At 76.0% G+C, this 1,415-nt stretch carries 1 protein-coding gene and 1 pseudogene; both read left to right on the top strand.

Going from position 1 to position 1,415, the window contains the following annotated elements; genetic code table 11:
- Positions 1-200: 200 nt before the first annotated feature.
- Positions 201-521, top strand: a pseudogene (locus AE652_RS49390) (nucleotide pyrophosphohydrolase); the annotation flags it as partial.
- A 320-nt stretch (positions 522-841) separates the two neighbouring features.
- On the top strand, positions 842-1,415 hold a 574-nt coding region (locus tag AE652_RS00255), incomplete at its 3' end, for a DUF6099 family protein (RefSeq protein WP_049648993.1).

Raw genomic sequence — 1,415 nt, 5'->3', positions numbered from 1 at the left:
TCTGGTGCGGTGGACGGGGAGGCGGCCGGGGAAGCGGTCGGGGAGGCGGTCGGCCTGGGGGCGGAAGCGGGCGGGGGCCGGTCGGAGGAGCCGGCGGGGGCGGCCGGATTCGCGGGGGGCGGCGGGGTGTCCTCGGTGGGCGGTGGGGCGGCGGGCCGGGATGCGGTAGACCTGGAGGGGTGAGCGAACGAGTGACGAGGCTGGCAGAGCCCACGGTGGATGTCCTGCGGCAGCGGTTGGTGGACTTCGCGTCGGCCCGGCGGTGGGAGCCCTTCCACACCCCGAAGAACCTGGCGGCGGCGCTGAGCGTGGAGGCGGGGGAGCTGCTGGAGATCTTCCAGTGGCTGACGCCCGAGCAGGCGGCCGCGGTGATGTCCGACCCGGAGCGCGCGCACCGGGTGCACGACGAGGTCGCGGACGTGCTGGCGTACCTGCTGCAGTTCTGCACGGCGGTCGGGGTGGATCCGCTGGAGGCCCTGGCGGCCAAGATCGAGCGGAACGAGCTCCGCTTCCCGGTGCCGACGGCCGCGGGCGCCGCCGGCCAGGAGGCGTCCGCCGCCGACCAGGGGGCGGGCGGTGCCGACCCAGGGGCGGTCGAGGCCGCCGGGAGTGTGGCCCGCGCGCCCGAGAGGGCGACCTCCGTCAACCCGGACGTGGACGACCAACCCGTGTGAGGGACGAAAGTTATCCACAACCCCGGACTTGTCCACAGCTTCTGACAACGTGGATGCGCGCTCGCGCACTTCCTCGCACGCTTTCGCCGTGACCAGCCGTCACCACGCGGACCGCCCCTCCCGGCGGCCCGGGTCGACGGCGACAGCGAGCGGGAGGAGCGGTGGCCATGGAGGCGCTGCGACTGATCAAGACGGCCCGGTACGCCCTGGCCGAGGCCAGGCACGTACCGGACGTGCTGGCCGAGGCGCGGCAGGCCGCGCTGCTCACCGAGGCGGTGGGCGCCAGGCTGGCGGAGTCGGAGGACGAGGATCTCACCGGGCTGGGGCAGCAGCTGTCCGAGGCCGGGGCGCACGCGGCGGTCTGCCTGGACCGCTCCGTCGTCCGGGCCGCCCTGGTGAGCGGCGGCCGGGCCGCGCGGCTCACCGACCTGGGGGACTTGGCGCCGGCCCTGGGGGCGCTGGACGGGCTGCTCCAGGAGGTCGGCGAGACGCTGGTGGTGCTGGCCTGCGGGGCGGACACCGAGAGCCTCTACTGGACGTGCATCGACGGCGTGGACGCGGTCTCGGAGTGCAAGGACCTGACGGTACGGCTGCGTGCGGCGGCGCTCCGGGCCGGGGCGGCGGAGCCCGCCGCGCTCGGCGGTGCGGAGCGGGAACGCGAGCGGGCGGGTGGCGGGGCGCCGTTACTGGTGGTCCGGCTCGGCCCTCCGGGCGAGACCGGTCCGCCGGGCGGTGACGGTG

The sequence above is a fragment of the Kitasatospora sp. MY 5-36 genome (genome assembly GCF_001182915.1).
Lineage (GTDB): Bacteria > Actinomycetota > Actinomycetes > Streptomycetales > Streptomycetaceae > Kitasatospora.
Note: the sequence above shows the minus strand (reverse complement) of the source record. Positions and strands in the feature narration are given on the sequence as shown.